Here is a 5,779-nt window from a genome sequence, read left to right on the forward strand (position 1 = left end):
CATGGAGATCAGCAGGTCGCGCAGGAAGGAGAACACGGACTTGGCAACCACCTTCGGCTGGTCGGTGACGCGGGTGATGGTCACGCTGTCAGGCATGCCGGACTCAAAGTCCGAGAGCACCTTGTCCACCTCCTGTCCGAAGGCCACGATATTGTTGTCCGGACGCATCTCGACCGAAAGGATGAGGCAGCTGTGGCCGTCGTAGGAAACGAAGTTCTCCGGCGACTGGTATCTCCTTTCTATGGTGGCGATGTCCTTGAGTCGGACGACGTTGCCTTCCGGGTCCGAGTACACTATCTTCTCTGCCACTTCCCTCTCGCTGCCGACGCCGCCGAGGATATGGATTGGCGCACTGACATAGTCGGTATTGAAGGTGCCCGAAGGAATCGAAAGGGTCGCCGTCTGGTAACCCAAGAGTATGGTCGCAGGGTCTATTCCATAAGAAGAGATCTTCTCTCTGTCGAGGGTGACTGCGATCTCCTCGTTCTGGCCGCCCACGACGGAGACCTTCGCGAGGTCAGGAATCTGGCGCAGCTTAACGCAAAGCTCGTCCGCATAGTCCTGGAGCTCGGTATAGCCCTTGTCCGAAGACTCGAGGGCGATCAGGAGTGAACTGATTGCGCTGAAATCATCCATGACAGCGACAGCAAGCACTCCCGTCGGAAGGGTCAGCTTACGGGTCTGGAGCCCGAGCTTGATCTTGGACCACACCTCGTCCTTCTTGGACTGCTTGCAGGTGAGGTCGACGTAGATGTAGCAAATTCCGTCCTTCGAGACGGACTTGGTAGTCGCCCTGTCGACCTCCTTGTACGAGAAGAGGGTCTCCTCGAGCGGCTTGGTGAGCTGCTCCTCAACCTCCTCCGCAGTCGCTCCCGGATAGATTCCGGCAACGAGTCCCTGCTTGATCTGGAAGGTCGGGAACTCATCCTTGTTCATATATTTCAGGCCCGCGATTCCGGCAATGACCAGAGCGAAGACGGCCAGGTAGACCACCTTCTTCTCCGAGATGGCCCATTCGACCCAGCTCGCGATACCTGAGAACTTTCTTTTCAATGCCATTATTCGATGGTCTTTACCGCCATTCCGGTCGAAACCTTGCGGGCGCCCTCGACTATCACGCCGACGCCCTCTGGAAGACCTTCCGAAACGATGATTCCGTCGCCGCTGTATCCGCCGACGACGATATGGTTCTTATCTACTATTCCGTCCTTTACGGTCCACACGTAACGACCCTCCATGTCGGTCATCACGGCTGTGGACGGGATCACGATGCCGCTTCCGGCCTCAGATTCGATGTACACCTTGCACACCATTCCCGGCATGAGCCCGCGTGCGTCCGAGAGCGAGCCAAGGGTACAGTCGTAGCTGTGTGAAAGACGGGATGCGACGACTCCCTTGTTCACGACCCGTGCGCTTATGGTCCTGTCGAGAGCCGGAACGACGACGGTCGCCACGTCACCGCGGCTCACCTTTCCGAACTCGTTCTCCGGCAGAGGGAAGTGTATCTCCGCCGAATTCACGTCCACGATGCGCGCGATGGCCTCGGCGATGGTGACGTCAACCCCGTTATGGACAGGGACGCTTTCCACGACTCCCGCAAACGGAGCCTTGACCGTACAGTCCTCTAGAGACTTCGCCGCCGCCTTCACAGCTGCCTCGGCCTTCTCGAGATTGGTCCTCATCTCGACCATCTTCACCTCCGACACGCTACCCGCATCGAAGAGCTTCTGCAGACGATCCATTCCGTCCTTCGCCTGATCGTAAGTTGCGCGAGCCATCTCGTACGTGCTCCTCAGGGTCTGTGACTCCACCTTCGCGATAGGCTGACCCAATGCGACGGACTGACCCTCGCGGACATTGAGTTCTGTAAGAGTTCCGGAAGCCGGGCTGACGATCAGCACCGACTTCGATGCCTCAACCGTGCCGACATACGAGCTGGTGCCGATATTCTCCGAACTTCCGACGTTTATCACCTTCACGGTAATGGGCTCGGCCTTGCTTTCCTTCCTGATCTTCTCGGAAACCTTCTCCTGGGTGGAGCTGAACCACTCGCACGAGCTGGTCGAGACAAGGATCAGAGACATTGCCGCAGCAAAGGCCGCCCTGCTTATCTGATTATTTCCTGCCATGTCCTACTCGTTCATCTTTGCGCGGCACACGATGTCGCTGTCAATAATATGGTATAGCCTGTCGTTGGCCCAGAAATCCCCCTTGTAGTCGAGTTCGAAGAGAATGATGTTGTCATATTTCTCTCCGCGGCCCTCGACGCTGACCTCGGTGCTGACCGGTCTCACTCCGAATTCCTCGTCCACTCCACCTACGCCTGGAGCATAGACGGAAAGATGCCTGATCGTCGGTTCGAGCGAAAGTTCCTTGTCCTTGACGCCGGCATAGTAGACAAGCATGTCCCCGCCGAGAACGTTCATGGTCACGACTATCCTGTCTTCCTTCGAATCCACGACGGTAACGTCCATCTGGCCGGCCTCGCTGCCCAAAGCCAGGGTCATGGGCTCAGAGTGCTCGGTCACGACCGTGTCGATCGCTCCTTCCCTGAAGCGATAGGTAGTATCATAGATGTACTCCGCGTCACGGACGACGGTGAGAGTTCCGCTGGTCTTGAAGGAGTAGTTTCCCTTGAATCTGTCGCTGCCCTGCTTCTCGCATGAGGCAAAGAAGACGATGGCAATCACTGCCATCACTATATTCCTGAACTGTTTCATAATCCTTGTTTTCAGAAGCCCGTCATGCCACAAAAATCAGGCTACTTTGCAATATTTCCTGCAAGGTAGCCTGAAAAATCGACTTTATGTAAAACTTGTCGGCAGATGCGACAAGAACAATGTCAGAAATTACTTGCCGAGACTGTCGAGGAGACGGTCGATAGAACCACGGAGGCGTGGGTTCTGCCATACTCGGTAGAGGTTGGTGTAAGGCTCGAGGAGAGAAGCCTTGAAGAGCTTGGTCCATGCTGTGGTCTTCACGTCGGTAGCAGGAGTCCAGTCGCGGTTGAGGACGTCGACATACTTGCCGGTGTCAGGATTCTTGAACACCTTCTCTACGAGCTCATAGAGGTTCTGTGCATGACGGAGAGCACTCTCGTCGTTGGTAGCAAGAACATACTCGCTGATAGCGTTGATGGCAGCAGCCTGTGCATACACGAGCTTGATGGTGTCGAGACGCTCGCCGTTTGAATCGAGTGACCAGTAAACTCCACCATACTTGTGGTCCATGAAATTATTGATGAGATAGTCCTTCGCCTCAGTGGCAGCTATCAGGAATTCATCCTTCTTTGTGATTCGGTAAGCCTCTGAGAGTTCACGGAGAACTCGTGCGTTGAGGATGATGCCCTTAGGTGCTGCATTGAGTTTGTCCTTCCAGATCGCCAGGGTACCAGTGGTGGCATCCTGGATATCGATGGAGAAAGCGTCGATTCTCTCTGTCATATTGATACGGTTTTTGTGGTTTTATGTTCTAGTGTCTGGCCTTTCGGAAACTAGGCCGATATAAAGATAGCAAGTTTTTTCGACAATCCCTACAATAAGTACAAAAAAAGCGGGACGGCTGCGTAATGCACCCGTCCCGCATATACTGTCGGACCCTTAGTCCTACTCCTGTGGAGTGAATGTGCTTGCGAGGAAGAGCTCGTCCATCTGCTCCTGGTCGATCTGTGAAGGAGAGTCGATCATCACGTCGCGGCCCTGGTTGTTCTTAGGGAATGCGATGTAGTCACGGATGGTCTCCTGACCGCCGAAGAGAGCGCAGACGCGGTCGAAACCGAATGCGAGACCGCCGTGAGGAGGTGCACCGAACTTGAACGCGTTGATGATGAAGCCGAACTTGTACTCAGCGTCCTCCTTGCTGATGCCAAGGATCTCGAACATCCTCTCCTGCATCGCAGCCTCGTGGATACGGATTGAACCGCCGCCGAGCTCGGTACCGTTGAGAACGAAGTCGTATGCGTTTGCACATACCCTCTCGAGGTCTTCCTTCTTGTCGCTGTAGTACCAGTCGATGTGCTCTGGCTTCGGAGCGGTGAACGGATGGTGCATTGCATAGAAGCGGTTGGTCTCGTCGTCCCACTCGAAGAGAGGGAAGTCTACGACCCAGAGAGGAGCGAAGTTGTGAGGGTCACGGAGACCGAGGCGGTTACCCATCTCGATACGGAGGACGCCAAGCATGTTCTGGGTCTTCCTCTTCGCACCGCAGAGGATGAGCACGAGATCGCCAGCCTTTGCCTCGGCAGCGTCAGCGATTGCCTTCACCTCCTCTGGTGAGTAGAACTTGTCGACTGAAGACTTGTAGCTTCCGTCAGCATTGCACTTGATATATACGAGGCCCTTTGCACCGACCTGTGGGCGCTTTACCCACTCGGTGAGAGCGTCGATTTCCTTGCGGGTGTACTCTGCACAGCCGGTAGCGGCGATGGCGCCGATATAGTCGCAGCTGTCGAATACGGAGAAGCCATGACCCTTGGTCACGTCGGTAACCTCATGGATCTTCATGTCGAAGCGGATGTCCGGCTTGTCTGAACCATAGAAGTCCATTGCGTCATACCAGCTCATGCGAGGGATAGGGTTCGCGATGTCCACGCCGAGAGCGTTCTTGAACATCTGGCGCATCATGCCCTCGAAGGTACCGAGAACATCCTCCTGGTCCACGAAGCTCATCTCGCAGTCGATCTGGGTGAACTCCGGCTGACGGTCAGCGCGGAGGTCCTCGTCACGGAAGCAGCGGACGATCTGGAAGTAGCGGTCGTAACCAGCGACCATGAGAAGCTGCTTGAAGGTCTGAGGGCTCTGTGGAAGCGCATAGAAGGTACCAGGGTTCATACGTGAAGGAACGACGAAGTCACGTGCTCCCTCAGGGGTAGACTTGATGAGGTACGGAGTCTCGATCTCCATGAAGCCCTGCTGGTCGAGATATGTACGGATCTCCTGTGCAAGGCGATGGCGGAGCGCAAGCGCACGCTGGAGCGGAGCACGACGGAGGTCGAGGTAACGATACTTTGCGCGGAGATCCTCACCGCCGTCGGAATTCTCCTCGATGGTGAAGGGAGGGGTCTGCGCCCTGTTGAGGATATTGACGGACTCCACTTTTATCTCGATGTCTCCGGTGGGTATCTTCGCGTTCCTGCTTTCGCGCTCCACGACCTCTCCCGTAACCTGGATGACCCACTCGCGGCCTACGCCGGGATCATCCTCCGTGACAAGCTGGGTGATACCGTAACGGTCGCGGAGATCGATGAATGTCATACCGCCGAGCTTGCGTGCCTTCTGCACCCAGCCGGCAAGGGTCACTTTCTGGCCCACATTGCTTATGCGGAGTTCTCCGCAGGTGTTAGTCCTGTACATATATGATGTAGTTTGTTCGTTCCAAAATACAAATGTAATAAAAAATTACTTACCTTTGAGGTTATACTTATCATTGTTGACCATGACCGGTAAATCCATTCGTTTCGTGTTTGCAGCCCTCATGCTTGCGGCTGCCGTTTCATGTTCCAAGGACGGACTTTTCTCCAACGGCTCGAAAGCCTCCATCAAAGTCAGAAGCATCGACCTCACCGGGGCGCAGGGCCTGATGGTCATGAGCGTTCCGGATGACGTCGCAACCAAGGCCGGCGAGGGCGGAGAGCCGCAGGAGCTTGTCGAAAAGCTCTTCACCGTTGACGAGAACGGCGAGGTCAGCGTAGCCGTTTTCACCTTCGAGGCCGACGGGATAAAAAGGGACAGAAAATGGGAGGAGGCGGAATGCCGGCTGCAGCTCGTACCCTGTACCATTG

Annotated in this window: 6 protein-coding genes; 1 reads left to right on the top strand and 5 read right to left on the bottom strand. The window is 55.5% G+C overall.

The window, feature by feature from the left end:
- The 5 genes from AC06ND_RS05625 to aspS form a co-directional block, all read right to left on the bottom strand.
- On the bottom strand, positions 1 to 1,059 hold a 1,059-nt coding region (locus AC06ND_RS05625; protein WP_475678015.1), incomplete at its 3' end, for an efflux RND transporter permease subunit.
- Complete coding sequence (locus AC06ND_RS05630; protein ID WP_475678016.1) at positions 1,059 to 2,129, bottom strand: efflux RND transporter periplasmic adaptor subunit; 1,071 nt, start codon at positions 2,127 to 2,129, stop codon at positions 1,059 to 1,061. The genes AC06ND_RS05630 and AC06ND_RS05625, both read right to left, overlap by 1 nt.
- A 3-nt stretch (positions 2,130 to 2,132) precedes the next feature.
- Positions 2,133 to 2,720, bottom strand: a complete 588-nt coding sequence (locus AC06ND_RS05635; RefSeq protein ID WP_475678017.1) for a hypothetical protein — start codon at positions 2,718 to 2,720, stop codon at positions 2,133 to 2,135.
- A 129-nt stretch (positions 2,721 to 2,849) separates the two neighbouring features.
- On the bottom strand, positions 2,850 to 3,443 hold the full coding sequence (locus AC06ND_RS05640; RefSeq protein WP_475678018.1) for an AGE family epimerase/isomerase: 594 nt from the start codon (positions 3,441 to 3,443) through the stop codon (positions 2,850 to 2,852).
- Positions 3,444 to 3,605: 162 nt separating this feature from the next.
- Positions 3,606 to 5,351 carry an aspartate--tRNA ligase gene (gene aspS / locus AC06ND_RS05645; protein WP_475678019.1) on the bottom strand — a complete coding sequence of 582 codons (1,746 nt, stop codon included), beginning with the start codon at positions 5,349 to 5,351 and terminating at the stop codon, positions 3,606 to 3,608.
- A gap of 82 nt (positions 5,352 to 5,433) precedes the next feature.
- On the opposite strand from aspS, the gene AC06ND_RS05650 reads away from it, so the two are divergent.
- On the top strand, positions 5,434 to 5,779 hold a 346-nt coding region (locus tag AC06ND_RS05650; protein WP_475678020.1), incomplete at its 3' end, for a hypothetical protein.

It is taken from the genome of Candidatus Cryptobacteroides sp. (assembly GCF_056207615.1).

Excerpts from the sequence above, each read along its gene's own strand:
- aspS (WP_475678019.1), bottom strand. The coding sequence starts at position 5,351 with ATGTACAGGACTAACACCTGCGGAGAACTCCGCATAAGCAATGTGGGC.
- AC06ND_RS05640 (WP_475678018.1), bottom strand. The coding sequence starts at position 3,443 with ATGACAGAGAGAATCGACGCTTTCTCCATCGATATCCAGGATGCCACC.
- AC06ND_RS05635 (WP_475678017.1), bottom strand. The coding sequence starts at position 2,720 with ATGAAACAGTTCAGGAATATAGTGATGGCAGTGATTGCCATCGTCTTC.
- AC06ND_RS05630 (WP_475678016.1), bottom strand. The coding sequence starts at position 2,129 with ATGGCAGGAAATAATCAGATAAGCAGGGCGGCCTTTGCTGCGGCAATG.